The sequence below is a fragment of the Streptomyces scopuliridis genome (assembly GCF_042790125.1).
GTDB classification, from domain to species: Bacteria; Actinomycetota; Actinomycetes; order Streptomycetales; family Streptomycetaceae; genus Streptomyces; species Streptomyces scopuliridis_A.
The window spans coordinates 17,577-44,496 of sequence record NZ_JBHTZS010000002.1 but is presented as its reverse complement, the minus strand read 5'-3'; the positions used below and the strand labels follow the sequence as shown (position 1 = coordinate 44,496).

21 protein-coding genes are annotated in these 26,920 nt (G+C 70.8%); 12 read left to right on the top strand and 9 right to left on the bottom strand.

Annotation, left to right across the window (positions count from 1 at the left end):
- Window positions 1-31 precede the first annotated feature (31 nt).
- A complete protein-coding gene (locus ACFRKB_RS02455; RefSeq protein WP_383103253.1) occupies window positions 32-1,162 on the bottom strand; it encodes a S1 family peptidase in 1,131 nt (376 codons plus the stop codon).
- A gap of 246 nt (window positions 1,163-1,408) precedes the next feature.
- Here ACFRKB_RS02455 and ACFRKB_RS02450 point away from each other — a divergent pair, with 246 nt between their 5' ends.
- Window positions 1,409-2,776, top strand: coding sequence for a cytochrome P450 family protein (locus tag ACFRKB_RS02450; protein WP_383102619.1), 1,368 nt, complete (start codon window positions 1,409-1,411; stop codon window positions 2,774-2,776).
- Here ACFRKB_RS02450 and ACFRKB_RS02445 read toward each other — a convergent pair.
- Window positions 2,736-3,947, bottom strand: coding sequence for a pyridoxal phosphate-dependent aminotransferase (locus tag ACFRKB_RS02445; protein WP_365973969.1), 1,212 nt, complete (start codon window positions 3,945-3,947; stop codon window positions 2,736-2,738). The two genes, ACFRKB_RS02450 and ACFRKB_RS02445, sit on opposite strands and share 41 nt — an antisense overlap.
- 68 nt (window positions 3,948-4,015) lie before the next feature.
- On the opposite strand from ACFRKB_RS02445, the gene ACFRKB_RS02440 reads away from it, so the two are divergent.
- The 3 genes from ACFRKB_RS02440 to ACFRKB_RS02430 all read left to right on the top strand — a co-directional run bounded on the left by ACFRKB_RS02440 (window position 4,016) and on the right by ACFRKB_RS02430 (window position 8,135).
- Window positions 4,016-4,696: a winged helix-turn-helix transcriptional regulator gene (locus ACFRKB_RS02440; protein ID WP_383102617.1), complete on the top strand. Its 681-nt coding sequence runs from the start codon at window positions 4,016-4,018 to the stop codon at window positions 4,694-4,696.
- A gap of 163 nt (window positions 4,697-4,859) precedes the next feature.
- Window positions 4,860-7,397, top strand: a complete 2,538-nt coding sequence (locus ACFRKB_RS02435; protein WP_383102616.1) for a SpoIIE family protein phosphatase — start codon at window positions 4,860-4,862, stop codon at window positions 7,395-7,397.
- A 63-nt stretch (window positions 7,398-7,460) separates the two neighbouring features.
- Window positions 7,461-8,135 (top strand): nucleoside/nucleotide kinase family protein, encoded by a 675-nt coding sequence (locus ACFRKB_RS02430; RefSeq protein ID WP_383102615.1) that lies wholly within the window; start codon window positions 7,461-7,463, stop codon window positions 8,133-8,135.
- Between the two features lie 114 nt (window positions 8,136-8,249).
- On the opposite strand, the gene ACFRKB_RS02425 is transcribed toward ACFRKB_RS02430, so the two are convergent.
- The 5 genes from ACFRKB_RS02425 to ACFRKB_RS02405 form a co-directional block, all read right to left on the bottom strand.
- Window positions 8,250-9,149: a carbohydrate kinase family protein gene (locus tag ACFRKB_RS02425; protein ID WP_383102614.1), complete on the bottom strand. Its 900-nt coding sequence runs from the start codon at window positions 9,147-9,149 to the stop codon at window positions 8,250-8,252.
- On the bottom strand, window positions 9,146-10,084 hold the full coding sequence (locus ACFRKB_RS02420; protein WP_383102612.1) for a pseudouridine-5'-phosphate glycosidase: 939 nt from the start codon (window positions 10,082-10,084) through the stop codon (window positions 9,146-9,148). The genes ACFRKB_RS02425 and ACFRKB_RS02420 overlap by 4 nt, the downstream gene beginning before the upstream one ends.
- Before the next feature lie 124 nt (window positions 10,085-10,208).
- A complete protein-coding gene (gene fdhA / locus ACFRKB_RS02415) occupies window positions 10,209-11,438 on the bottom strand; it encodes a formaldehyde dehydrogenase, glutathione-independent (RefSeq protein ID WP_383102610.1) in 1,230 nt (409 codons plus the stop codon).
- A 300-nt stretch (window positions 11,439-11,738) separates the two neighbouring features.
- Window positions 11,739-12,284 (bottom strand): methylated-DNA--[protein]-cysteine S-methyltransferase, encoded by a 546-nt coding sequence (locus tag ACFRKB_RS02410; protein WP_383102608.1) that lies wholly within the window; start codon window positions 12,282-12,284, stop codon window positions 11,739-11,741.
- A 54-nt stretch (window positions 12,285-12,338) separates the two neighbouring features.
- Complete coding sequence (locus tag ACFRKB_RS02405; RefSeq protein ID WP_383102607.1) at window positions 12,339-13,223, bottom strand: glycerophosphodiester phosphodiesterase; 885 nt, start codon at window positions 13,221-13,223, stop codon at window positions 12,339-12,341.
- A 297-nt stretch (window positions 13,224-13,520) separates the two neighbouring features.
- On the opposite strand from ACFRKB_RS02405, the gene ACFRKB_RS02400 reads away from it, so the two are divergent.
- The 5 genes from ACFRKB_RS02400 (at window position 13,521) to ACFRKB_RS02380 (ending at window position 20,756) form a co-directional block, all read left to right on the top strand.
- The gene (locus tag ACFRKB_RS02400; protein WP_383102605.1) at window positions 13,521-14,411 is read left to right on the top strand and encodes an MHYT domain-containing protein; all 891 of its coding nucleotides are present in this window, start codon (window positions 13,521-13,523) and stop codon (window positions 14,409-14,411) included.
- An 81-nt stretch (window positions 14,412-14,492) separates the two neighbouring features.
- Window positions 14,493-16,622, top strand: a complete 2,130-nt coding sequence (gene uvrB, locus ACFRKB_RS02395; RefSeq protein WP_383102603.1) for an excinuclease ABC subunit UvrB — start codon at window positions 14,493-14,495, stop codon at window positions 16,620-16,622.
- Between the two features lie 184 nt (window positions 16,623-16,806).
- Window positions 16,807-17,373, top strand: coding sequence for a TerD family protein (locus ACFRKB_RS02390; RefSeq protein ID WP_030353647.1), 567 nt, complete (start codon window positions 16,807-16,809; stop codon window positions 17,371-17,373).
- Window positions 17,374-17,542: 169 nt separating this feature from the next.
- Window positions 17,543-19,498 carry a TerD family protein gene (locus tag ACFRKB_RS02385; RefSeq protein ID WP_383102602.1) on the top strand — a complete coding sequence of 652 codons (1,956 nt, stop codon included), beginning with the start codon at window positions 17,543-17,545 and terminating at the stop codon, window positions 19,496-19,498.
- Window positions 19,499-19,745: 247 nt separating this feature from the next.
- Window positions 19,746-20,756 (top strand): TerC/Alx family metal homeostasis membrane protein, encoded by a 1,011-nt coding sequence (locus tag ACFRKB_RS02380; RefSeq protein WP_383102600.1) that lies wholly within the window; start codon window positions 19,746-19,748, stop codon window positions 20,754-20,756.
- 88 nt (window positions 20,757-20,844) lie between these two features.
- Here ACFRKB_RS02380 and ACFRKB_RS02375 read toward each other — a convergent pair whose 3' ends face one another.
- Window positions 20,845-21,498, bottom strand: coding sequence for an MBL fold metallo-hydrolase (locus tag ACFRKB_RS02375; protein ID WP_383102598.1), 654 nt, complete (start codon window positions 21,496-21,498; stop codon window positions 20,845-20,847).
- Window positions 21,499-21,508: 10 nt separating this feature from the next.
- Window positions 21,509-22,195 carry a maleylpyruvate isomerase family mycothiol-dependent enzyme gene (locus ACFRKB_RS02370; protein WP_383102596.1) on the bottom strand — a complete coding sequence of 229 codons (687 nt, stop codon included), beginning with the start codon at window positions 22,193-22,195 and terminating at the stop codon, window positions 21,509-21,511.
- Window positions 22,196-22,423: 228 nt separating this feature from the next.
- Here ACFRKB_RS02370 and uvrA point away from each other — a divergent pair, with 228 nt between their 5' ends.
- The 3 genes from uvrA (at window position 22,424) to ACFRKB_RS02355 (ending at window position 26,864) form a co-directional block, all read left to right on the top strand.
- Entirely contained in the window at window positions 22,424-25,384 is a 2,961-nt protein-coding gene (gene uvrA, locus ACFRKB_RS02365; protein ID WP_383102594.1) for an excinuclease ABC subunit UvrA, read from the top strand.
- Between the two features lie 77 nt (window positions 25,385-25,461).
- Entirely contained in the window at window positions 25,462-26,370 is a 909-nt protein-coding gene (locus tag ACFRKB_RS02360) for an alpha/beta fold hydrolase (protein WP_383102593.1), read from the top strand.
- 65 nt (window positions 26,371-26,435) lie between these two features.
- Window positions 26,436-26,864 carry a Rieske (2Fe-2S) protein gene (locus tag ACFRKB_RS02355; protein WP_365973986.1) on the top strand — a complete coding sequence of 143 codons (429 nt, stop codon included), beginning with the start codon at window positions 26,436-26,438 and terminating at the stop codon, window positions 26,862-26,864.
- The last annotated feature ends 56 nt before the right edge of the window (window positions 26,865-26,920 follow it).

Here is a 26,920-nt window from a genome sequence, read left to right as displayed (position 1 = left end):
GATCTGCCCGTGGGTCAGGCGGAGTCGGCGGTCAGGCTGTGTGGAGCGTCAGGCCGTAGCGGCCCAGGATCTCATTGATCGGCTGGTACCAGGTCTCGCCGCCGCTGCTGCAGTTGCCCCAGCCGCCCGACGTCACGCCCTGGGCCTGGTCGCCGCTGATGAAGGAGCCGCCCGAGTCGCCGCCCTCGGCGCAGACGCTGGTCTTGGTCATCTGGTGGACGGCGCCCTGGCTGTAGTTGACGGTCTCGTTCTTGGCCAGGAGGTTGCCGCAGCGCCAGTGGGTCGTGGAGCCCGAGCGGCAGATCGAGGCACCGATCGGGGCCTCGTTGGAACCGCGGACCAGCTGGTCGGAGACGGTGCCCCAGCCGAGGACCACCGGGACGGTCCACCAGCCGCTGCCGACGTTCACCCACGCGTAGTCGTTGTCGGGGAAGGACGAGCCCTGGAAGTTGCCGATGTACGAGCCGTCCCAGCCGCTCACCGAGGCGCCCGCCTGGCCGCAGTGGCCGGCCGTGACGAAGCCGCCGTATACGGAGAAGCCGATGGAACAGCGGACGTTGCCCGTGTAGTACGGGTCGCCGCCGACGGTGCCCGCGGCGAACGTCTGGGGAGCGTGGGCGGTCTCCTTGACCGTGACGGGACCGGCCTGGCGGGCGCGGTCGAGGAAGTCACGGACATCGTTGTCGTTCTTCTGCGCCGCGACGACATTCACCACGACGCGGTTGGCCTTGGGGTCTACATGCCAGCTGCTGACACCGGCCGGCGCGGAGAGCGCGTCGATCCGCTCCTTGGCCGCGTCCAGCTGGCGCGCGCTGTGCTTGACGAGCTGTACGGTCGCGCCCGTCGCCCGTACGGCCTCGGCCTTCTGGGCACTGGTGACCGTGACCGTCAGCGTGCCGCTGTCCGGGTTGAACCAGGAGCCGCCGTACGAGGCTCCCGCCGCGCGCTTCGCCTTGCCCTCGACCGCCGTCGCTGTCTTCTCCGCGGCCAGACGCGCCTTGGCCTGACTCGCCGTCAGGCCAAGGTCCTTCTGCATGGCGGTGAGCAGACCGGCGGAGGCCGGGGCTTCGGAGGTGGAGGAGGGGGACGCGGCGGCCGGCGCCAGCCCGGCGGCGGCCCAGGTGCCGAGGAGGAGGAGTGCGGACAGACCGGTGCGTATCACTGTCGTACGTCTCAAGGGATGTGGCCCTTCTGTGTTCCAGCGTGGTGGGGGTGGAACAGCAGGCACCTGAGAGCGCTCTCAGGCGTGCCAGCCGGAGCGTAGCCGAGGATCATGAGCAGGTCCATGCCAAGCGAAAGGATCTGGTGATCCTGCCGGTCGGCGCCCCTGGTCATCTCCGGGGGCGCGCGCGGTCCCTGCCGCGCGCCGTCAACAGCCGCCCCTCGTACGGCTGTTTAGGATGGGATCATGGCAATCACGGCATCCGGCGCGTCACCGCGGTCGCTCTACGATCCGACGAGCGAGCTGCTGGCGGATCCGTACGAGGTGTACTCGCGGCTGCGCGAGACCGCGCCCGTGCGGCGGATCGTCGGGCCCGACGGACGGCCCGCCTGGATCGTCACCCGCTACGAGGACGTACGGCGGTCGCTCGCCGATCCGCGGCTCTCCCTCGACAAGAGCCGTGCGCTGCCCGGCGGTTACCGGGGCTTCGCGCTGCCGCCCGCCCTCGATGCCAATCTGCTCAACATGGATCCGCCGGACCACACCCGCATCCGGCGCTTCGTCGCGCGGGCGTTCACGGCGCGGCGGATCGAGGAGTTGCGGGGGCCGGTGCGGCGGACCGCCGACGAACTGCTCGACGCCCTCGACTCCGGCGGCCGTGATTCCGGCGCCCTCGACGGCCGCGACGGCGGCCGCGCCGATCTGGTCGCCTCGTACGCCGCGCCGCTTCCCCTCGTCGTCATCTGCGAATTGCTGGGCGTACCCGCGCGCGACCGGCGTGACTTCCGGGAGTGGACGGATGCCCTGATCGCTCCCGATCCCGCGCGGCCCGAGCGGATGAAGGAGGCGGTCGCCGCCATGCTCGCCTTCTTCACCGAACTGCTCGCCCACAAGCGCGCCGAGCCGGGGGACGATCTGCTCTCCGCTCTGATCGCGGCGCGCGACGAGGGTGAGGAGGCCGGTGCGGAGACCGGCGGCCCGGCGTCCGGGGGCGACGGTGGCGACCGGCTCAGCGAGGACGAGCTGATGTCGCTGGCCTTCCTCCTCCTCTTCGCCGGGTACGAGAACGCCGTCCAGCTCATCGGCAACTCCGTCCTCGCCCTGCTCCGGCACCCCGAGCAACTGGCGGCGCTGCGCGCGGAGCCCGGCAGGACGGCCGCGGCGGTCGGGGAGTTCGTACGGTACGAGGGGCCCGCGCTGCTGGCGATCCGGCGGTTCGCGGTCGAGGACCTGACGATCGGCGGGGTGACGGTGCCGGCGGGGGAGACCGTCATGCTGTCCCTCGCCGCCGCCAACCGCGATCCGCACCGCTTCGCCGACCCCGACCGGCTCGACCTCGACCGCGACACGGCGGGGCACGTGGCTCTCGGATACGGCATCCACTACTGCCTCGGCGCACCACTCGCCCGGCTGGAGACCGAGATCGCGCTCAACGCGCTGCTGGAGCGCTTTCCGCGGCTGGCGCTGGACGTTCCGTACGAGGAACTGCGGTGGCGCCCCTCGACCCGCGCCCGGGGCCTGATCGCCCTGCCCGTTCGTTTCCAGGCCCTGTCCAAGGGCCGAGGCGGGCGGCTCATTGCCGGTAGCCGCTCAGGAAGCGGCCGATCCGGCTGATGGCCGCGTCGAGATCGTCCGCGTACGGGAGCGTCAGGATCCGGAAGTGGTCGGGACGCGGCCAGTTGAACCCCGTCCCCTGCACGACCTGGATCTTCTCCCGCAGCAGCAGATCCAGCACGAACCGCTCGTCGTCGTGGATCCTGTGCACCTTGGGGTCCAGCCGGGGGAAGGCGTACAGCGCGCCCTTCGGCTTCACACACGAGACCCCGGGAATCTCGTTGAGCTTCTCCCAGGCGCGGTCGCGCTGCTCGTACAGCCTGCCTCCCGGCTCGGTGAGCTCCTTGATCGACTGCCGGCCGCCGAGCGCGGCCTGAATGGCGTACTGGGCGGGCGCGTTGGGACAGAGCCGCATCGAGGCGAGCATCGTCAGGCCCTCAAGGTAGCTACGGGCATGCTGCTTGGGGCCGGTGACGACGAGCCAGCCCGAGCGGAACCCCGCCACGCGGTATGTCTTCGAGAGCCCGCTGAAGGTGAGGACCACCAGATCGGGGGCGAGGGCCGCGGCGGTGTGGTGGACCGCGTCGTCGTAGACGATCTGGTCGTAGATCTCGTCCGCGAACACCATGAGCTGATGACGGCGGGCGAGATCGAGGATGCCCTCGACGATCTCGCGCGGATAGACCGCGCCGGTGGGGTTGTTGGGGTTGATGATCACGACGGCCTTCGTACGGTCGGTGATCTTCGACGCCATGTCGTCCAGGTCCGGGTACCACTCCGCGGACTCGTCGCAGAGATAGTGCACGGGACGGCCGCCCGCGAGCGTCGTCACGGCGGTCCAGAGCGGGAAGTCGGGGGCCGGGATCAGGACTTCGTCGCCGTCCTCCAGGAGCGCCTGGACGGCCATGGAGACCAGCTCCGAGACGCCGTTGCCGAGGAACACGTCGTCGACCGTGACCTCGGGAAGCCCCATGGTCTGGTAGCGCTGGGCGACGGCGCGGCGCGCGGAGAGGACACCGCGCGAGTCCGTGTAGCCATGTGCCCGCGGCAGCATCCGGATCATGTCCTGGAGGATCTCCTCCGGCGCCTCGAACCCGAAGAGCGCGGGGTTGCCGGTGTTGAGGCGCAGGACGCTGTGGCCCGCCTCCTCCAGGGCGTCGGCGTGCTCGATCACCGGGCCGCGGATCTCGTAGCAGACCTCGCTGAGCTTGCTCGACTGCCGGAATTCCATGCGGTGGTCCTCCAGACCTTGTTGCGATACTTGGTTTTACCAAGCCCGAGCTTGGAAAGTCCAACAACATGTCTAGAATCCGTCACATGTCACGTCGACGAAGCTACGACCAGTACTGCGCCGCCGCCCGTGCCCTCGACTCCGTGGGCGATCGCTGGACCCTGCTGATCGTCCGGGAGTTGCTGGCGGGCCCCCGCCGGTACACCGATCTGCACGCCGATCTGCCGGGTGTCAGCACGGATGTGCTCGCCTCCCGGCTCAAGGACATGGAGCGCGATGATCTGGCCGTGCGCCGCAAGCTGCCGCCCCCGGCCGCGGCGTATGTGTACGAGCTGACGGAGCGGGGGCGGGGGCTGCTGCCGGTGCTCACGGCTCTGGCGGAGTGGGGCGCTCCGGCGCTGGAGGAGCGCAGGCCCACCGACGCCGTGCGGGCGCACTGGTTCGCCGTGCCGCTGCTGCCGGTGCTGGACGGGCTGTCGGGCCCGGCGGGCTCGGGTGCGGGCGGCGGGACGGGGGAGGGCGTGGTGGAGGTCCGGCTGGGCGAAGGGGCGTTCCATGTACGGCTCGGGGCGGGCGATCCGGTGTACGGCGACGGGCCTGCGGAGAGCCCGGACGCCCGCCTCGTGCTCGATGCCGACACCTGCCGTGAGCTGAGCGGGGGCGCGCTGACAGTGGGGGACGGAGTGCGGGACGGGCGGATCGAGGTGTCGGGTGACGGGCCGCTGGCCAAGGTGCTGCGCGGAGAGTGAGCGGGCGGGAGGCCGCCTGTGTGCCGCTGACGGTGACAGAAATAGCCTAATTCGTCACGGATGTCATACTTGGAGAGGTGAGTAGTCACTGGAGGTGGAGGCCCGCCGGGGCCGGGATCTCGTCCCTCGGCGGCCGGATCCAGGCAGGGTGAGATGAGCGACGATGAGGCGACCGGACTCCGCGCGGGACGACCAGCCCGTCCGGTCGAACGGTCCCCGCGAGGGCGATCCCGGCGAGGCCGCTCCCGCCGGGACGGATCCCCGCGACCAGCCGCGTGATCCGTTTGACGAGGCGGCCACGGCCAGGGCGGTCATCGACGCGCGGGGCACCGTGACGGAGTGGAGCGAGGGCGCCCGCAGGCTGCTCGGTCACCGGCCGTCGGAGATGGTCGGACGGCCCGCCGCCGAGCTGCTCGCCGACGGCGCGACCGCGCGGTCCCGCACCGGCACGCTCGATCCGGCGGCGCTGGATCCGGCCGCCCTGCCGGACAGCTGGAGCGGGACGGTCACGCTGCTGCACCGCGACGGCGGCCGGCTGGACGTACGGCTGCTGGCACACCGCCGTACGACGGAGGACGGTGCCACCGAGTGGTTCCTCGTCTCCCCGCTGAACCGGGCGGACCCGTATGTCGAGGACACACACCTGCTCGAACTGGTTTTCGCGCAGTCGCCCTGTCCGATGGCCGTCTACGACACCCGGCTGCGGCTGCGGCAGGTGAGCGAGGACATGGAGGGCCTGCTGGGCCTCACCGAGGACGACGTACGCGGACTGCGGCTGCCCGAGGCCATGCCCGCCCCGGAGATGGACAACACCGAGCGGCATATGCTGCGGGCGCTGGAGACCGGCGAGCCGCAGCACCTCGAATTCTCGCTGCGCCTGCCCGGCCACGACCGGGACTTCGCCTGGGCGGTCTCCATCGCCCCGCTACGGGAGGACGACGGCCGGACACGCGGTGTGATCGTGGCGGTACACGACATGACCCGGCAGAACCGAGCCCAGCAGCGACTGCTGCTGGTGAACGAGGCCAGTACCCGTATCGGCAGCGCCCTCGACGTCGTGAGCACCGCACAGGAGCTGGCCGATGTCGCCGTCCCCGTGCTCGCCGACTTCGTCACCGTCGATCTGCTGCCCGAGGTCAGCAGAGGCGGCGCCGAGACCCCCGCCGGCCCGCTGCCCGGCCAGGTGAGGCTCCGGCGCGTGGCCCGCCAGTCCGTTCTTGAGGGTGCGCCGGAGGTCGCGATCGAGCTCGGGGAGACCTCGTCCTACCCCAACAGCTCGCCCGCCGCCGAGTGTCTGAGGACGCAGCGGGCCGTCATGAGGAGGGTGACGGAGGACTCCGTGGCCCGGTGGGAGAGGACCGATCCGCGGCGTGCCGCCAAGATGCGCGCCTTCGGGTTCCACTCGACGATGGCCGTCCCGCTGCGCGCTCGCGGCACCATCCTCGGCGTGGCCACCTTCTCCCGGCACCGCAGCCCGGCCCCCTTCGAGCTGGACGATCTGCTGCTCGCCGAGGAGATCACGGCGCGGGCGGCCGTCTGTATCGACAACGCCCGCCGCTACACGCGCGAACGTGACACGGCGCTGGCCCTTCAGCGCAGCCTGCTGCCGCGCGCGCTGCCCGAACACGCGGCGGTCGAGTTCGCCTTCCGCTACCTCCCCGCCGACTCGGGGGCCGGGGTCGGCGGCGACTGGTTCGATGTGATCCCGCTGTCCGGCTCGCGCGTGGCCCTGGTCGTGGGCGATGTGGTGGGCCACGGCGTCCAGGCGTCGGCCACGATGGGCCGGCTGCGCACGGCCGTGCGCACCCTCGCCGATGTCGATCTGCCGCCCGACGAACTGCTCACCCACCTCGACGACCTCGTCAACCATCTGGCCGCCGAGGCGTCGGGCGGACAGCCCTCGGGCGCCGAGGCCGCCGGGGACGTCGGCGCCACCTGTCTCTACGCGGCCTACGACCCGGTGTCCCGGCGCTGCTCCCTGGCGCGCGCCGGACACCCGCAGCCCGCGATGGTCACCCCGGACGGCACCGTCGCCTTCCTCGACCTGCCCGCGGGGCCGCCGCTCGGTCTCGGCAATCTGCCCTTCGAGTCCGTCGAGATGGAACTGCGGGAGGGCAGCGTGCTCGCCCTGTTCACCAACGGTCTCGTCGAATCCCGCGAGCGCGGCATCGACGAATCGTTCGCCGCGCTGCGCACCGCCCTCGCCCAGCCCGCCGCGCCGCTGGAGGACATCTGCGACAACGTGCTGAAGACGCTGCTCCCCGGCCGCCCCGCCGATGACGTCGCCCTGCTCCTCGCCCGTACCCGCGCCCTGGACGCGAACCAGGTCGCCACATGGGAGCTGGAGTGCGATCCCGCCGGGGTGGCCCAGGCGCGCAGGGACGCCGCCGAGCAACTGGCCGCCTGGGGGCTGGAGGACGCCGTCTTCACCACGGAACTGGTGGTCAGCGAACTGGTCACCAACGCCATCCGGTATGCCCAGGCCCCCATTCAGCTGCGCCTCATCCATGACCGCAGCCTCATCTGCGAGGTCTCGGACGGCAGCAACACCGCTCCGCATCTGCGCCGGGCCCGGGTGTTCGACGAAGGGGGCCGCGGCCTCCTGCTCGTCGCTCAGCTCACGCAGAGCTGGGGCACCCGCCAGGGCACGGGCGGCAAGACCATCTGGGCCGAGCAGGCTCTTCCCGTGGCCGGCATCTGACGGCGGGCCGGGTACGGGGCCCGCGCGCGACACGCCCTGGCGCCGCTGGACGATGATGGCCGGATGCGACTCGAAGCGATCACCTGGGAGCGGCTGACCGAGGCCGTCGCCGAGCGGGTGCTGGAGACGGGGACGGCGGACGGCGGTCCCTGGCCCCGTGTCGCCATCGACGGAGCGCCCGCCGCCGGGACCCGTGAGCGGGCCGACGCGCTCGCGGAGGCGCTACGGGTACGCGGCCGGTCGGTACTGGTCGTGGGGACCGGCGGGTTTCTGCGGCCGGCGTCGCTGCGGTACGAGTACGGACGCGAGGACCCGGAGTCGTACTACAGCGGCTGGTTCGACACCGGGGCGCTGTGGCGGGAGGTCTTCGCGCCGCTGGAGCCCGGCGGCACCGGGCGGGTCCTGCCCGATCTCTGGGACCCCGCCACCGACCGCGCGACCCGCAGCCCGCACAGTGAACTCGCGCCCGGCGGGGTGCTGGTGCTGCACGGCCCGCTGCTGCTGGGGCACTGGTTCCCGTTCGACCTCACGGTGCATCTGCGGCTGTCACCGGCCGCGCTCCGGCGCCGTACCGACGAGAGCGAACGGTGGACACTCCCCGCCTTCGAGCGGTACGAGCGGGAGGTGGACCCGGCCGAGGCCGCCGATGTGGTCGTACGGACGGACGATCCGCGCCATCCGGCGTGGGGCGGCCTCGGAGAGCACGGACAGCGGCTTTCGGACAGCGGTCCCGGATGACAGCCTCGTACGGCGCGCGGCCCCGGCGGACGTGTGACGACGTCCCGGCCGGTCGCCTCGTACGGCGCCGCGCGGCCCCGGCGGACATGTGGCGTCACGGCCGGCCGCCCACCGTCACGGCCGGCCGCCCACCGTCGCGACCGCCCGCGCCCCCGCCCGGCAGCCCGCCGCGGCCGCCGCCACCGCGTCCGCCCCGGTGAGCCGGGCCGCGAGGAACGCGCCCGTGAAGGCGTCGCCCGCGCCCGTCGAGTCCACGGCACGCGCCGGAACCGGCGGGACCCGGGCCGTGACAGCCCCCGCCCGCGCCACCAGCGCGCCGTCCCTGCCCAGGGTCACCACCGCCGTCCCCACCCGCCGGCTCAGCGCGGCGGCGGCGTCGGCCACGTTCGTCAGCCCGGTGAGAAGCCTGGCCTCGTCCGCGTTCGGGAGCAGCGTCTCCACGCCGTCGACCGACGCCAGAAAACGGTCCGCGCCCAGTTCCTTGATGAATCCCGTCGAGGCGGGGTCCACGCTCACCGGGACGCCCCGCTCGCCGGCCGATCGCAGTGCGGCGACGGCCAGTTGGCGGCTCGTGTCCGCGAAGAAGAGATAGCCGGAGAGATGCAGCCGGCCCACCCCGTCCAGCAGGGACGGCGACCAGTCGGCGGGGGACAGCCGCAGCGCCGCGCCGCTGTCGGTGAGCAGTGTGCGTTCGGCGGACGCGTCGACCAGACAGATCACCGTCGCGGTCGGCACCTCGTCGTCCACGACGAGGTGGGTACGTACCCCCGCCCGCCGCAGCCGCTCCTCGTGCCACTCCCGCGCCTCCGCCCCTACCCGTGCCAGCAGCCGTACGTCCGCGCACCCGGAACGCGCCGCCCAGCAGGCCGCGTTGGCCCCGGCGCCGCCCGGCAGCGTACGGATCTCGGCGGCCGTGTCCGTACCGTGCGCGAGCGGGGTGCGGTACCGCGCCACCACATCGGTGACCACGTCCCCGATCACCAGCAGCGCACCGTCCGCGGTGCCCGCGCTCATCCGCCGGCCGCGGTCCGTGCGGTGGCGATACGCGCGGCCGCGATGCGCGCCGCGAGCCACACATTGCCGCGCACCGCCGCGAGATTGGCCTCCAGCGAGGCGCCGCCCGTCCGCCGCATCAGCTGGTCCAGCAGGAACGGGGTGACCGCCTGGCCGCTGATGCCCCGCTCATGACACTCCGTCAGTGCTTCCGCGAGCACCCGGTCGTGCAACCGCGGATCCAGCTGCTCCGCTTCGGGCACGGGGTTGGCGACGATGAGCGCCGCTTCGGGGCCGCCGAGCGCGTCCTGCGCGTCCATCACCGCCGCGACCTCCTCGGGCGTATGGACCGTCCAGTCGACCGGTTCACCGGACGAGGTCAGATAGAAGCCGGGGAACCGGTCGGTCCCGTAGCCGAGGATGCCGACCCCCAGCGTCTCCAGCCGCTGGAGCGTCGCCGGAACGTCGAGGATCGATTTGACGCCCGCGCAGACCACGGTGATCCGGGTCCTGGCCAGCAGGCGCAGATCGGCCGACTCGTCCTGGGTGTCGGTCCAATCGCGGTGGACCCCGCCCAGGCCGCCCGTCGCGAAGACCCGGATCCCGGCCCGCGCGGCCAGGAACGCCGTGGCGGACACGGTCGTCGCGCCGCTCGCGCCCGCCGCGAGCGCGGGCGCCAGATCGCGCTGGCCCAGCTTCCGTACGGCGGAGTCCTGGGCGACCCGCTCCAACTGGTCCTTGGACAGGCCCACCCGGGGCCGGCCGTCCAGCACGGCGACCGTGGCGGGTACGGCGCCGCTGGAGCGTACGAGCGCCTCCAGCTCCTCCGCGACCGCGAGATTGCGCGGGCGCGGCAGTCCGTGCGCGATGATCGTCGATTCCAGGGCGACCACGGGACGGTCTGCGGCGAGCGCTTCCCGTACCTCGGGGGAGAGCTGCGAAGTGATGTCTGGCATGTCCCCATCCATGGCACATCCCGCGCGGACGCAAACGTCGCCGCGCGGGCGAACGTTCACGCCTCCGGGCCCGTACCCGTGGAGGGCGCGGTGCCGACCGCGCCCTCCACCATTCGGGAATCGTTCAGGCGGCCACCACTCCGTTGAGCGCGCCGTGCGGGTTGAGCACGTACTTCCGGCTGGCGCCGTGGTCGAACTCCTCGTAGCCGCGCGGAGCGTCCTCCAGCGAGATCACCGTGGCGTTGACGGCCTTCGCGATGTGGACCCGGTCGTGCAGGATCGCCATCGCCAGGCCCCGGTGATACTTCATCACCGGGCACTGTCCCGTGCTGAACGTGTGGCTCTTCGCCCAGCCGAGGCCCAGCCGGACCTTCAGCGTGCCGGTCTTGGCGTCCTCGTCGATCCCGCCCGGGTCGTCGGTGACGTACAGCCCCGGGATACCGAGCGCGCCGCCCGCCCTGACGGCACCCATCAGGGAGTTGAGGACGGTCGCCGGAGCCTCCTTGGAGTCCTTGCCGTGCGCGCGTGCCTCGAAGCCGACCGCGTCGACCGCGGCGTCCACCTCGGGCTCGCCCAGGATCTGCGCTATCTGCTCCTCGACCGCACCCTTGGTGAGATCGACGGTCTCACAGCCGAAACTGCGGGCCTGTGCGAGCCGTTCGGCGTTCAGGTCGCCGACGATGACGACCGCGGCGCCGAGCAACTGGGCCGAGGCCGCGGCGGCGAGACCGACAGGTCCCGCGCCCGCGACGTACACCGTGGAGCCGACGCCCGTGCCGGCCGTCACCGCGCCGTGGTAGCCAGTGGGGAAGATGTCCGACAGCATCGTCAGATCGAGCAGCTTCTCCAGCGCCGCGTCCCGGTCGGGGAAGCGGAGCAGGTTGAAGTCCGCGTACGGCACCATCACGTACTGCGCCTGTCCGCCGACCCAGCCGCCCATGTCGACGTAGCCGTACGCCGCGCCGGGACGGGCGGGATTGACGTTCAGACAGATTCCGGTCTGGCGCTCCTTGCAGTTCCGGCAGCGGCCGCAGGCGATATTGAAGGGAACCGACACGACATCGCCGACGTCGATGAACTCGACGTCGGGGCCGCGCTCGATGACCTCACCGGTGATCTCGTGGCCGAGGACCAGACCTTCGGGGGCCGTGGTCCGGCCGCGCACCATGTGCTGATCGCTGCCGCATATGTTGGTGGCGAGTACCTTGAGGATGACGCCGTGGCGGCATTTGCGGCCTACGTTCGCGGGGGCCACACCCGGCCCGTCCTGAAGTTCCAGCGTCGGGTAGTCGGTGGTCCTCACATCCACCTCACCCGGCTTGATGTATTCGACTGCCTTGTTTCCTCCGCTCATCCTGACTCGCCGTCCCTTCGGCTCTCCTCGTCCAGCGGATGACTCGGCCTGTGCGTGCGATGGAGTCGGCTACCGCTCGGGCGGTCCGGCAGAGGTACACATACCGATACGGAACGTGTCCGGCCGGCGCCTCGGAACGCCCCGGGCCGACCTCTTCTGTCCGCCGGGCCGTACGCGCGGTGGTCCTCTCCTTATTTCAGCCTAAGCCCGCCATAGGAAGCGGACAAGTGGCGCTAAATATGCGCAATCCGCGCCGTTCCTGGGTGGAGAACGGGGTGGAGTACGGGGTGGAGAAGAGGCTCAGAAGAGCGGTTCCGGAAGCACGCCCTCCAGGGCCAGCAACTGCCGCTTCGTTTCGAGCCCGCCCCCGAAACCGCCGAGTCCGCCGTCGCTCTCCACCACGCGGTGACACGGCACCACCACCGGCAGCGGGTTGGAACCCATCGCCGCGCCGACCGCCTGGGCAGCGGCCGGCTCGCCCACCCGTCTGGCCAGATCGCCGTAACCGACCACCGTGCCGTACGGGACGCCCGCCGCGAGCTCGCGCAGCACCTGACGGTTGAAGCCCGTGGAGAGCGACCAGTCCAGCGGCAGCCCGAACTCCCGCAGCTCGCCCGCGAAATACGCGGACAGCCTGCGTATCGGCTCGGCGAGCAGACCCGACGCCGATGCGACGGGCTCGGTGCCCAGCCGGTCCCTCAGCTGTCCGAGCGCCTTCTCCCGCACCGGCCCGTCGACATGGAAGACGACGCTCACCAGCCCCTGGCCGGTCGCGGCCAGCAGCAGCGGCCCGATGCCGGTGGACATGACCGTCCACTCCACCGGCGACTGCCCGTAGTTGTTCATGCCGACCACGGTACGGGCCACCACTGACAACGGGCCTGTGACCGGCCCCCGGCCTCAGCGCACCGCGTCGCGCACCACGTCGGGGTTGTTGGTGATGATCCCGTCCACGCCGAGATCCCGGACGCGCACCGCGCCCGCCGCGTCGTTGACCGTCCACGTGCTCACCGTGAGCGGCTTGCCGTGCGCGCCCTTGAGCCGTTGCACCGCGGCCACGTAGTCGCCGGTGAGCGCGGCGTGCGGCGGGTTGATCTGGTCCGTGAAAGCGGCGTACGCGGGCAGCTCGGCCACCGCGGGCGTGCCGAGGAAACCGGTCGTGAGGTCAGGGCGCAGCCGGTGCACCGTACGGATGCTGTCCGCGCTGAAGCTCTGGACGACCAGCTTGTTCCGGACATGTGCGCGGCTGAGCCAGCCCTCCTGGCCCAGCACCCGCAGGATGTCCCTCTCGACGCCGGGGTACTGCTCGGGAGCCTTGATCTCCAGGAGCAGCTTCTGCCGGTTGGCCTCGACGGCGTCCAGATACTGCCTCAGCGTGGGCACGCGCTCGCCCGCCCACCGCTCGCCGAACCAACTGCCCGCGTCCAGCCGGGCGATCTCCGCCGCGGTGAAGTCCTTGACCTTCCAGGGGGCCCGGTCGGGGAAGACCTCTTCCACATTGGTGGTGCGCTGGAGATTGTCGTCGTGGATCACCACCAGCCGGCCGTCCTTGGTGCGCTGGACGTCGTTCTCCACCCAGTCGATGCCCAGGTCATCGGCCGCGTCGACGGCCGCGAGCGTGTTCTCCGGGGCGTAGGCGGAGGCGCCGCGGTGCGCGATGACGACCGGGCTCCCGGTCCTGGGCGCGGCGGCCGGGCCCGCGCTCGCGGTGGCGGCGCCGGGCAGAACGAGCGCCGTGACTCCCAGCAGCGCGGCGGCCGTTGTCACTGAGGTGCGTACGTACACGTGTACTCCTCGCGTCGGGCGATGACAGTCGGCCAGAGCGTGGCAGCCCCCGGCCAACGGGGAACAGGCGAAGGCTGGCCACAACGTGAAGTCACGCCATGGACCGGGAAGACGGACCGCGAGAACGGGGTGACATCATGAAGCCGGACCGGCGCGGGGCCGCCTCGTACCGCGAGGTTGTGCCGTTTCGTGTCGACAATTCGCCGGTCGCCTGTTTGCTAACCGGGCCGGCCGTCCTACCCTCGCCCGAGCCGGCGCTTTCGTACAGGAAGCACGAGGGGCGAAGGGCATATCGCTATGCAGGGCACCATCGACGGATTCAGCTACGGTCTCGTCACACCCGTGGCGGCCTTTCTCATGGCCTGCCTCGGCGCGGCTCTGGGCCTGCGCTGCACCGCGAGATCCCTGCGGACCAGACGCTCCTGGAAGCCGGGCGGGCTCGCGCTCGGCTCGGCCGCGATCGGCTCCGGTGTCTGGACGATGCACTTCATCGCGATGATGGGGTTCAGCGTCTCGGAGGTGCCGGTCGGCTACGACCGGTTCACGACGTTCGCCAGCCTCGTCGTGGGGATCGTCATGGTCGGGGTGGGGATCTTCATCGTGGGGTACCGCGGCACGACCCCGATGACCCTCGTCACCGGCGGCACCATCACCGGCCTCGGCATCGCCACCATGCACTACCTCGGCATGGCGGGCATACGGCTCCACGGCCGCGTCGGATACGACACCGTCACCGTCGCGCTCTCCGTCATCATCGCCGTCCTCGCGGCGACCACGGCGCTCTGGGTGGTCGTCTCGCACCGCGGTTTCCTGGCCGGTCTGGCCGCCAGCGCGGTGATGGGCGTCGCGTCGACCGGGATGCACTACACCGCCATGGCCGCGGTCCGCGTTCATCTGGACGGCGCCGTCGGGGACTCGGGCGGCGCCCCGGCCACCGAGCTGCTGGCCCCGATGCTGGTCGGCCCGGCGTTCTTCCTGCTGCTGGCCGGGGTGGCGGTGCTGGTGGACCCGCTGCTGGTGACGGGCCGTCCCGAGCGGTCACGCTCCGCGGGCGCGGTGACCGGGCCGTGCGGGCGCGGCGGGGTGCCCGCGCAGCGGATCCGGCCGCGGCAGGCCCTCCGTGAGCACGCCGACCGTACGGCGGCCAGGTCCCCGCGCCGCGGCTCCCAGGACCTCCACGACTGGTGACGCGCGTGAGTCACCGGTCACCTGAGGTGATCCGGGGCCGCTCACCCCCCCACTGTCAGTGCGGGGTCGTACGGTGGATCCATGCGGCCCGTTTCCAAGATCGAACGTACGGTGGCGCCTTTCGAGGTCGTCAGCTCCTACCAGCCCAGCGGCGACCAGCCGACGGCCATCGCCGACCTGGAGCGGCGTGTCCGCGCGGGCGAGAAGGATGTCGTCCTGCTCGGCGCGACCGGCACGGGAAAGTCGGCGACGACCGCCTGGATGATCGAGAAGCTCCAGCGCCCCACGCTGGTGATGGCGCCGAACAAGACGCTCGCCGCCCAGCTGGCGAACGAATTCCGCGAGCTGCTGCCCAACAACGCCGTCGAGTACTTCGTCTCGTACTACGACTACTACCAGCCCGAGGCGTACGTCCCCCAGTCGGACACCTACATCGAGAAGGACTCCTCCATCAACGAGGAGGTCGAGCGGCTGCGCCACTCCGCGACGAACTCCCTTCTCACCCGGCGCGATGTGGTCGTCGTCGCTTCGGTCTCCTGTATCTACGGTCTCGGTACGCCCCAGGAGTACGTGGACCGGATGGTGCCGCTGAAGGTCGGCATGGAGCTGGACAGGGACCAGTTGCTGCGGCGCTTCGTCGACATCCAGTACACGCGCAACGACCTCGCGTTCACCCGGGGCACCTTCCGGGTACGGGGCGACACCATCGAGATCTTCCCGGTCTACGAGGAGCTGGCCGTCCGTATCGAGATGTTCGGCGACGAGATCGAGGCGCTCTCCACGCTGCATCCGCTCACCGGCGAGGTCATCAGCGACGACGAAGAGCTGTACATCTTCCCCGCGAGCCACTACGTGGCGGGCCCCGAGCGCATGGAGAAGGCGGTCAACGGCATCGAGCGGGAGCTCGAGACCCGGCTGGCCGAGCTGGACAAGCAGGGCAAGCTGCTGGAGTCCCAGCGGCTGCGGATGCGGACGACCTACGACATCGAGATGATGCGCCAGATCGGCTCCTGCTCGGGGATCGAGAACTACTCGATGCACTTCGACGACCGCGCGCCGGGCTCCGCGCCCAACACCCTCCTGGACTACTTCCCCGAGGACTTCCTGCTGGTCATCGACGAGTCGCATGTGACCGTGCCGCAGATCGGCGCGATGTACGAGGGCGACGCGTCCCGTAAGCGGACCCTGGTCGACCACGGCTTCCGGCTGCCGTCCGCGCTCGACAACCGCCCGCTGAAGTGGGAGGAGTTCCAGCAGCGGATCGGCCAGACCGTCTATCTCTCCGCCACTCCCGGCACGTACGAGCTGTCCCGCTCCGACGGCTTCGTGGAGCAGATCATCCGTCCCACCGGCCTGATCGACCCCGAGGTGGTCGTCAAGCCCACGGAGGGCCAGATCGACGATCTGGTCCATGAGATCCGCGAGCGCGCCGCGAAGGACGAACGCGTCCTGGTGACCACGCTCACCAAGAAGATGGCCGAGGACCTCACCGACTACTTCCTGGAGCTGGGCATCCAGGTGCGGTATCTGCACAGCGATGTCGACACCCTGCGCCGGGTCGAGCTGCTGCGCGAGCTGCGCGCCGGTGAGTACGACGTCCTGGTCGGCATCAACCTGCTGCGCGAGGGCCTCGACCTCCCGGAGGTCTCTCTGGTGGCGATCCTCGACGCCGACAAGCAGGGCTTCCTGCGCTCGGGCACCTCGCTCATCCAGACCATCGGCCGGGCCGCGCGCAATGTGTCCGGCCAGGTCCATATGTACGCGGACAAGATCACCCCCGCGATGGAGCAGGCGATCGACGAGACGAACCGGCGCCGCGAGAAGCAGATCGCGTACAACACCGAGCGCGGTATCGACCCCCAGCCGCTCCGTAAGAAGATCAACGACATCGTCGCGACCATCGCGCGCGAGGAGGTCGACACCGAGGCCCTGCTCGGCACGGGCTACCGGCAGTCGAAGGACGGCAAGCCGGCCAAGGCCCCGGTCCCCTCGCTCGGGACGAAGCCCGCGAAGGGCGGCAGGGCGGCGGCCACGGGCGCGGTGGTCACCGACCGCCCCGCCGCCGAACTGGCCGGGATCATCGAGGAGATGACCGACCGGATGCGGGCCGCCGCCGCCGAGCTGCAGTTCGAGGTCGCCGCGCGGCTGCGCGACGAAGTCAGCGAACTCAAGAAGGAATTGCGGCAGATGAGGGAGGCGGGGCTCGCCTGACACACCGGGGCATGCGGTGTGTTGCAAGACCGACACAAAAACGGTCCAAGTCCCTGCACTGTCCGCGTGACTGCGTAGGGTGCTGCGCAACCGCATACGGACGGTTGCGGGGGAACCATTCGAGAGGGGACAGCGCGTGGTGGACGTATCCAAGGGCGGCGCGCCCGGAGGCCCTGGCGTCAATCTGACCAAGGGTCAGGCCATCAGCCTGGAGAAGAAGGGCGGCGGCACGCTGACGGCGGTGCGCATGGGGCTCGGCTGGCAGGCCGCCCCGCGCCGGGGCCTGTTCGGCTCCCGTACGCGTGAGATCGACCTGGACGCCTCGGCGGTGCTGTTCGCCGACAAGCAGCCGGTCGACGTGGTCTTCTTCCGCCATCTCGTCAGCGACGACGGTTCGGTACGGCACACCGGCGACAATCTGGTCGGCGGCGCGGGCCAGGGCGGTGACGACGAGGCGATCCTCGTCGACCTCCAGCGGATCCCGGTCCATATCGACCAGATCGTCTTCACGGTGAACTCCTTCACCGGCCAGACGTTCCAGGAGGTCCAGAACGCCTTCTGCCGCATCGTCGACGAGACCAACGGCCAGGAGCTGGCCCGCTACACGCTCGACGGCGGGGGCCAGTACACCGCGCAGATCATGGCGAAGGTGCACCGCGTGGGCTCCGGCTGGCAGATGACGGCCCTCGGCAACCCGGCCAACGGCCGTACGTTCCAGGACCTGATGCCGTCGATCCTGCCGCATCTGTAGGACGGGGCGACGGCGTCGTCCCGTACGCAGCTCCCGGAGGCCGGCGCAGGCCGCCGGGGGCTGCGTCTCTGCCGTCTGGGCCCCGTCCGGCACCCGTACCGAGCTGTACACCCACACCTGTACACCCACACCTGAACACTGACGCGTAACCGATGAGGGGACAGAGGCGATGACGGCCGAGCTGGTCCGGGGGCAGAACCACCCCTTGCCCCACACCCGACTGGAGATCCGGGTGACGGCCGGCGCACCGGTCATGGCCTGCGCCACGCTCGCGGACGCCCAGGGCACCGTGGACGGCACGGAGTGGATCGTCCACCCCGGATCGCCCTCCCTCCCGGGCATCGAGGTGTCCCGCCAGGCCGCCGCGGGCCTCCGCTTCCATGTCGATCTGGACGCCCTGCCCCCGCGCGTGCATCTGGTGCATGTGCTGCTCGCCCTCCCCGAGGGTGTCGGCGGTCCCGACCGCTTCGGCGCCACCGCGGCCCCCTTCGCGGCCGTCACCTCCACCGAGGGCACCGAGGTCGCCAGCTTCACCCTCACCGGGCTGGACTCCGAGACCGCCGTCATCGCCCTGGAGCTGTACCGCCGCCAGGGCGCCTGGAAGGTCCGGGCCGTCGGCCAGGGGTACGCGGGCGGCCTCGCCGAACTCTTCGGCAACCAGGGCCTGCCGGGGGCCCGTGCCTTCGCCGCCGGTATCCAGGAGGCGGTGGCCCGCCATCTGGCCAGCGCCGTACAGACACCGCTGCCGGGTGCGACGGACGGCGGGCGGCGCAGGTCCGAGGGGCTGCCCCTGGCTCCGCAGCCCGCCCCGGCCCCGCAGTCCCCGCCCGACACCGTGCCGCCCGCCGGGCCGCCGTCGTCCGGGCCGCCGTCGTCCGGTGGTCCGCAGTCCGGGGCGGGCGGGGCCGTCAACTACACGCATCCGGGCCGCCGTACATCCACGCCCCCGACCCCGCCCCCGGCCGCGGAGCCCGCCCAGCCGGGGGTGCCGCCCCGCCCTGTCGCGGGCGACGCCACGGGCTGGTCCATGGACGAGCGGCTCTACAACCAGGTCTGGGGCATGTTCGAGGACCTGGCCCGTACGACCGCCGCGTACCGCAGCGCCATGGACTTCGCCGAGTCCCGGCTCGACCAGGAGCTGGACCGCGTCCTCTCCGACCCCCGTCAGCGCATCGGCGGCGCGGGACACGCCGCGCGCGAGGCCGCCCGCGCCCGGCACGACGAGCTCGCGGACCGGGCGCGCGAGGTACTCGACCGGGATCTCGCCCAGCTCGTCGCCGAGTCCGAGGTCGTCGAGCCCGCGCTGCCGCCCGCGTACGCCCGCTGGGACAACCCCGTCTGGCACGGCTACCGCGTCCCGATGGAGATCCCGATGGCGCTCCGCCTCGGCGATGTCCATCTGCCCGAGCGCCCCGATCTGCGGATACCGATGCTGGTGCGGCTGCCCCTGGAGCGCGGGCTCTGGGTCGACAGCGGCCGCGCCGGTTCCGAGGCCGCGCTGATGATGGACGACGCCCAGCTGCGCGGGCTGGCCATGGACACCGCGGTCGCCCATGCCGCGCGCCTCCTGGCCGTCTACCCGCCCGGCGAGTTCACCGTCCATGTGATCGATCCGGCCGGCTCGGGGGCGCGCTCGCTGGCCCCGCTGACCGCGTCCGGGGTGCTCGACCAGCCGCCCGCGACGGGCTCCGGGGGAGTGGCCACCGTGCTCGCGAAGCTCACGCAGCGGGTGGATCTGGTGCAGATGGCGGTCCGCGGCGGGGCCGCCGAGTCCCTGCCGCCCGGTCTGGACACCGCCGAGCAGCTGCTGATCGTCAATGACTTCCCGCACGGCTTCGACGACCGCGCGGTCACCCAGCTGCGCTATCTCGCCGACGAGGGGCCGGCGGTCGGCGTGCATCTGCTGATGGTCGCGGACCGCGAGGACGCGAGCGCGTACGGACCGGTGCTGGACCCGCTCTGGCGGATGCTGCTGCGGGTCACCCCCGTCCCGGACGATCACCTCGCCGACCCCTGGGTGGGGCACGCCTGGACCTATGAACCGCCGGTGGTGCCGCCGGGCAGCCGGGTGCTGCTCCAGATCCTGGAGCAGGTGGCGTCCGCGCGCCGTTCCTGGCGCCGCTGAGTCATTCTGAACTACCGCCCTGACCTGGGCACTTGGCGATCGTTTACCTCTTTCTTTACCTTTCTTTGGTCTTTCCTGTACTCTTCTACGCAGCGGAGGGGAGTACTCCCACATCGCGACGTGCCCGTCAATACGGATCGCCATCGATCCCGGGGCGTCGGCCCGGGGAGCGGCGGAAGCCGCCCGGGTGGAGGAGACCTCCGGCAGCGACGACGCTGATCAGTAGCCGTACGAAGCCGGAGGCACAGTGGACGTTTCCCTGACCCTGTGGGTGCTGACCATTCTTGGTCTGTCCGCCCTTATCGCGGTCGACTTCTTCATCGGGCGCAAGCCCCATGACGTGTCGATGAAGGAAGCAGGTATCTGGACAGCCGTCTGGATCGCCCTCGCCGCGCTGTTCGGCATCGGCCTGATGGTGTTCGGGACGGGCCAGGCGGCCGGTGAGTTCTTCGCCGGATTCATCACCGAGAAGTCGCTCAGTGTCGACAATCTCTTCGTCTTCATTCTGATCATGGCGAAGTTCGCGGTTCCCTCGCATCTGCAGCAGCGTGTGCTGCTCGTCGGTGTGCTGGTCGCCCTGGTGCTGCGCGCCATATTCATCGCGGCCGGCGCGGCGATCATCGCCAGCTTCTCGTGGGTCTTCTTCATCTTCGGTGCGTTCCTGATCTACACCGCCTGGAAGCTCATCCAGGAGGCGCGCTCCGACGAGGAGGAGGAAGAGTGGGCGGAGAACCGTCTCCTCAAGTCCATCGAGAAGCGCTTCGGGGTCGCCGACAAGTACCACGGCACCAAGCTCTTCATCCGGAGCAACGGCAAGCGGATCCTGACCCCGCTGATGGTGGTCATGCTGGCCATCGGCACCACCGACGTGCTGTTCGCGCTGGACTCCATCCCCGCGATCTTCGGTCTGACCCAGGACCCGTACATCGTCTTCACCGCCAACGCCTTCGCGCTGATGGGTCTGCGGCAGCTGTACTTCCTCCTCGGGGGGCTGCTGCGGAAGCTGGTGCATCTCAGCTACGGCCTGTCGGTCATCCTGGGCTTCATCGGTGTGAAGCTGGTGCTCCACGCGCTGCATGAGACCGGGGTGCATGTCCCCGTGATCTCCATTCCGGTCTCGCTGTCGGTCATCTGCGGTGTCCTGGTCATCACCACGATCACCAGCCTGATCGCCTCGAAGAAGCAGGCGGAGCGTGACGCGGCCGCCGCCGAGACGGACGGCGGCAAGGACAAGAACAAGGACAGCGTCGAGGCCTGATCCGCACGGAACGGCCTGATCCTCGCGGAAACGGGAGGGGGCGAGCGGCAATCCGCCGCTCGCCCCCTCCCGCCGTTCCGGCGGTCGTCTACCAGCCGCGTGCCCGCCAGGCCGCGAGGTGCGGGCGTTCGGCGCCGAGGGTGGAGTCGTTGCCGTGGCCCGGGTAGATCCATGCCTCGTCCGGGAACGCCGCGAAGATCTTGGTCTCGATGCCGTCCATCAGGCTGGTGAAGTCCGCCGGGGTGCCGGTCTTCCCGGGGCCGCCGGGGAACAGGCAGTCGCCGGTGAACAGATGCGCGTGGTCGTGCGGGTCGTCGTAGACCAGGACGATCGAGCCCGGGGTGTGACCCACCAGGTGCAGGGCGGTGAGTCCGATCTCACCGACACGGATCGTGTCCCCGTCCTCGACCGGGACATCGGTGGGGACGGGGATGCCCTCGGCGTCGTACCGGCCCGCGTACGTCCGCGCGCCCGTGGCCGCCACGACCTCGGCCAGGGCCTGCCAGTGGTCGCCATGGCGGTGCGTGGTGACGACGGACGCGATGCCGTCGTCACCGATCAGGGTCAGCAGCGTGCCCGCGTCATTGGCCGCGTCGATCAGCAGCTGCTCGCCGGTGGCCCGGCAGCGCAGCAGATAGGCGTTGTTGTCCATCGGCCCGACGGCGACCTTGGAGATCATCAGGGCGGGCAGTTCATGCACATCCGCCGGTCCGCCCACCTTCACCGCTCCGCTGTACGTCATGTGGATCAGCCTATAGCGGGGGCAGCACGGGGAGGGGGCCGTCCGGGGACTTCAGCGCGGCCCCGTCCCTGCGGCCCGCGAGCCAGCCCATCAGGTCCGCGGCGGGTCCGCTGACGGCGAGCGGGGCGCCCTCCGTACGGCCCGTGCGCCAGCTCCGTCCGTCGGGCGCGGTCAGGGCCAGCGGCGGGACCGCGGCGTTCCCGGAGAAGCGCTCCACGAGGAAACGGGTCTCGCGCTCGGTGAACTCCTCGGAGAGGTCTTCGAGCTCGCGGCCGATACCGAGATCGACATGGTGCAGCTCGATCTCGATCAGCCGCCGGAACGGAACGCGGGCCGCCACATCCGTGACGCCGTTGCGCATGGTGATGACGCGCGTCCAGTCCGCGGGTGCGGCCGCGGAATGCTGGAAGGCGTCGGCGGTGTTACGTACATCGGCGAGCTGGACCTCCAGCGGCCGGGGCGCGTCCCGTGCGATATCGGCGTCGCGCGTCGCGGCGTCGCGGTACATGGGCCGGCCTTCGAGCACATTGACCAGTGCGTCCGCGTTTCTGGCGAGATGTGCCAGCACATGTCCCCGGCTCCAGCCCGGGAGCCGTGACGGGGCGGCCAGGGCCGCGTTGTCCAGTCCGGCGGCTGCGCTGAGGAGCCGATCCGTCGCTTCGCGTACAGCTGCCAGGTCACGCTCGTGGTCGATCATGCGCCGACGATAGCGCCGGCACTCGATCGGGTGAAGACGGCGAAAGGCCGCCGTAAATCGAATGCGCGTGCTATAGGCTCGGGAGAGGCATCCTGGCATGTAGGCACTACCCGCCCGGCGCTTCGAAGCCCGGCGATCGACCCCTTGGCAATCCATCGTTCCGGCGACCCCCGTTAGTGTGAGTAGGGGGCTCCGCCCCTGGTTCTCTTCAGAAAGGTGCGGACCGGCGTGGCCGACCGTCTCATCGTCCGTGGCGCGCGCGAGCACAATCTCAAGAACGTGTCGCTCGACCTCCCCCGTGACTCCCTCATCGTCTTCACCGGGCTTTCCGGGTCGGGCAAGTCCTCTCTCGCGTTCGACACGATCTTCGCCGAGGGGCAGCGCCGGTACGTGGAGTCCCTCTCCTCGTACGCCCGGCAGTTCCTCGGCCAGATGGACAAGCCGGACGTCGACTTCATCGAGGGGCTCTCCCCGGCAGTCTCCATCGACCAGAAGTCGACCTCGCGCAACCCGCGCTCGACGGTCGGCACGATCACCGAGGTCTACGACTACCTCCGGCTGCTCTTCGCCAGGATCGGCAAGCCGCACTGTCCCGAGTGCGGCCGGCCGATCTCCCGGCAGTCGCCGCAGGCCATCGTGGACCGGGTGCTCGAACTGCCCGAGGGCAGCCGGTTCCAGGTCCTCTCGCCGCTCATCCGTGAGCGCAAGGGCGAGTTCGTCGATCTCTTCGCCGATCTCCAGACCAAGGGCTACAGCCGGGCCAGGGTCGACGGGCAGACGATCCAGCTCAGCGAGCCGCCCAAGCTCAAGAAGCAGGAGAAGCACACCATCGAGGTGGTGGTCGACCGCCTCACGGTGAAGGACAGCGCCAAGCGCCGGCTGACCGACTCGGTCGAGACCGCGCTCGGTCTCTCCGGCGGCATGGTCGTGCTCGACTTCGTGGACCTCCCCGAGGACGACCCCGAGCGCGAGCGGATGTACTCCGAGCATCTGTACTGCCCGTACGACGATCTCTCCTTCGAGGAGCTGGAGCCCCGCTCCTTCTCCTTCAACTCGCCCTTCGGCGCCTGCCCCGACTGCACCGGTATCGGTACGCGTATGGAGGTCGACCCGGAGCTGATCGTCCCCGACGAGGACAAGTCCCTCGACGAGGGCGCGATCCACCCCTGGTCCCACGGCCACACGAAGGAGTACTTCGGACGGCAGATCGGCGGCCTCGCCAAGGCCCTCGGGTTCCGTACGGACATCCCGTGGGCCGGCCTCCCGGCGCGCGCCAGGAAGGCCCTGCTGTACGGCCACAAGACCCAGGTCGAGGTCCGCTACCGGAACCGGTACGGCCGCGAGCGCGCCTACACCAGCCCCGCCTTCGAGGGAGCGGTCTCCTTCGTCAAGCGGCGGCACACGGAGGCGGAGAGCGACACCAGCAGGGAGCGCTTCGAGGGCTATATGCGCGAGGTGCACTGCCCGACCTGTGAGGGCACCCGGCTGAAGCCGATCGTCCTCGCCGTCACGGTCATGGAGAAGTCCATCGCCGAGGTCGCCGCGCTCTCCATCAGCGACTGCGCCGACTTCCTGGCCCAGCTCAAGCTGAACGACCGGGACAAGAAGATCGCCGAGCGGGTCCTCAAGGAGGTCAACGAACGGCTGAAGTTCCTGGTCGACGTCGGTCTGGACTATCTCTCGCTGAACCGCGCGGCCGGCACCCTCTCCGGCGGCGAGGCCCAGCGGATCCGGCTCGCGACGCAGATCGGCTCCGGGCTGGTCGGGGTGCTGTACGTGCTGGACGAGCCGTCCATCGGGCTGCACCAGCGGGACAACCACCGGCTGATCGAGACCCTGGTCCGGCTGCGCGACATGGGCAACACCCTGATCGTCGTGGAGCACGACGAGGACACCATCAAGGTCGCCGACTGGGTGGTCGACATCGGCCCCGGGGCCGGTGAGCACGGCGGCGAGGTCGTGCACTCGGGACCGCTGAAGGGGCTGCTGGCCAACAAGGAGTCGATGACCGGCCAGTACCTGTCCAGGAAGAAGGTCATCCCGACGCCGGGCATCCGCCGGCCGATCGGCCCGGACCGTCAGCTCACCGTCCGCGGCGCCCGGGAGAACAATCTGCGGGACATCGATGTGTCGTTCCCGCTGGGGGTGTTCACGGCCATCACCGGAGTCTCGGGCTCCGGAAAGTCGACGCTGGTCAACGACATCCTCTACACGCATCTGGCGCGTGAGCTGAACGGCGCGAAGTCGGTGCCCGGCCGCCACACCCGGGTCGACGGTGACGATCTGGTCGACAAGGTCGTGCATGTCGACCAGTCGCCCATCGGCCGTACGCCCCGGTCCAACCCGGCCACGTACACCGGGGTCTTCGACCATGTCCGCAAGCTCTTCGCGGAGACGATGGAGGCCAAGGTCCGCGGCTACCTCCCCGGGCGCTTCTCCTTCAACGTCAAGGGCGGCCGCTGCGAGAACTGCTCGGGTGACGGCACGATCAAGATCGAGATGAACTTCCTCCCGGACGTCTACGTCCCGTGCGAGGTCTGCCATGGAGCCCGCTACAACCGGGAGACCCTGGAGGTCCACTACAAGGGCAAGTCCATCGCCGAGGTGCTGGACATGCCGATCGAGGAGGCCCTGGACTTCTTCGAGGCCGTCCCGACGATCTCGCGCCACCTCAGGACGCTCAACGAGGTCGGCCTCGGGTATGTCCGGCTGGGCCAGTCCGCGCCGACCCTCTCGGGCGGTGAGGCCCAGCGGGTGAAGCTGTCGAGCGAGCTGCAGAAGCGCTCCACCGGCCGTACGGTCTACGTCCTGGACGAGCCGACGACCGGTCTGCACTTCGAGGACATCAGCAAGCTGATCACGGTGCTCTCCGGACTGGTCGAGAAGGGCAACACGGTGATCGTGATCGAGCACAACCTGGACGTCATCAAGACGGCGGACTGGGTGATCGACATGGGACCGGAGGGCGGCAACGGCGGCGGTCTGGTGATCGCGGAGGGCACCCCGGAGCAGGTGGCCGGCGTCCCGGCCAGCCACACCGGGAAGTTCCTGCGGGAGATCCTGGACGCCGAGAGCATCAGCGACGCGGCGCCGATGAAGAAGGCGACGACCCGGAAGACGGCGGCCAAGAAGGCACCGGCCAAGGCGGTGGCGGCGAAGAAGACCGCCGTCCGCGCGCGCCGCGCCTGACCCGGCACGCCCACGCCGCGCGCATCGCCCCGCCAAGCGGCTGTCCCGTCCCTCCCCGGACCGGCACAATCCTGGGAATGGACGGGACGGCCGCGACAGGCGGCAGGGACGAGACGGTTCTGACGGACGACGGCGTACGGCTCTGGGCCACCCGCACGGGCGGCGGCGCCGGTGAGCCCGTGATCCTCTGCCATGGCGGGCCGGGCCTCTGGGACACCCTGGAGGAGCCGGCGGCTCTGCTTCCCGGCACCCCGGCGTACCGCTGGGACCAGCGGGGCTGTGGCCGTTCCCAGCGCTCGGGGCCGTACAGCACCGACCGCTCGGTGGCCGATCTCGACGCCGTACGGCGTCACTTCGGGCTGGAGCGGGTCACGCTGCTCGGCCACTCCTGGGGCGCGCGGCTGGCTCTGGCCTACGCGCTGGACCATCCGGCGCTGGTCAGCGGGGTGATCTATGTCTCGGGGACCGGTATCGACGACGACTCCACCTGGCATCCGGCGTACAAGGAGGCGTTCCGCCGCCGGCTCGGCGAGCGGCACGGCCGCCGGGAGCGCTGGGAGGAACTGCGCGAGCGTGGTGAGCGCCGTACGGAGGCGGAGGACCGGGAGTACGCGATCCTCCAGTGGTCGGTGGATTTCAGCGACCACGGCCGCGCGCGGGAGCACGCCGAGGCCATGGCGACCCCGTGGTTCGGCGTCAACCACACGTGCAACGCCACCATCGGCGCGGAGCTGGGACGGCCCGGGGCCACGCACGGGCTGCGGGAGCGGTGCGCCGCGCTGCGGGTCCCCGTACTGATCGTGGACGGGGAGGACGACATCCGGCCCCGGTGGTCCGTGGACTCGCTGGAGAGCGCGCTCCCGGACGTGACCAGGACGACGCTGGCGGGCGCCGGACACCTGCCCTGGACCGAGGACCCGGAAGGCTTCCGGACGGCGGTCGGGGCGTTCCTCGGCGGGGTGTCCCGCCGCGGGGGCAGCCGCTGAAGGACCGCCGGAACGGCCCCGGTATCGTCGCGTATGTCACCGACCCCCGACCCAGTGGAGACACCATGGCCGGCCCGTCCGCCGCTCGCCGCACCGTGCTGAAGGGCGCCGCGCTCGCCGGTGCGGCCGGGCTGGGGGTGGCGGCCTGCTCCACCGAGTCGAAGCTGGGCCATGCCGAGAACCCCACCCCCACCGCACCGGTCGACCTCGGCGCGGCGGCGGACGTGCCCGTCGGCGGCGCGAAGCTCTACCGGGACCAGCGACTGGTGGTGAGCTGCCCGGCGAAGGGGGAGTACAAGGCGTTCAGCGCGCAGTGCACCCACGCGGGCTGCCTCCTGGAGAAGCTGGAGGGCACGGTGGGTGACTGCCCGTGCCACGGCAGCAAGTTCGATGTCACCACCGGCAAGGCCCTCCAGGGCCCCGCGACCACGCCGCTGCCCGAGGTCCCGGTCACGGCGGAGGGCGGCAAGCTCATCGCGGGCCCCAGGGCCTGAGGGCCCCGGGCGGTACCCCGGCGCGGCTCTGCTGTCGGTCCCCGACAGTAGGGTGG